The sequence below is a fragment of the Vibrio anguillarum genome, assembly GCF_001989995.2.
Taxonomy (GTDB): domain Bacteria; phylum Pseudomonadota; class Gammaproteobacteria; order Enterobacterales; family Vibrionaceae; genus Vibrio; species Vibrio anguillarum.
On sequence record NZ_JAHGUP010000240.1, the window covers coordinates 1 to 233 of the forward strand.

A 233-nucleotide genomic window follows, 5' to 3' on the forward strand; every position below is an offset into this window, starting at 1 on the left:
GGCCTGAGTTGGCAGTAATATCCGATAATGTAGCGGGTGATCTCTTGTTGAGCCTCAGCGAAGCTACGATAACCCACAGCTGGCACCCATTCCGTCTTCAGACTTCTAAAGAAGCGCTCCATCGGCGCATTATCCCAACAATTTCCTCGGCGAGATAAACTCTGTTTTATTTGAAAACACCACAGCAATTGACGGTATTTACGGCTGGTATAGTGACTGCCTTGATCGCTATG

1 protein-coding gene is annotated in these 233 nt (G+C 47.6%); it reads right to left on the bottom strand.

The features are described from left to right. Nucleotides 1-233: integrase core domain-containing protein (locus PL85_RS18695; protein ID WP_208895731.1), on the bottom strand; the 233-nt coding region annotated here is incomplete at both ends.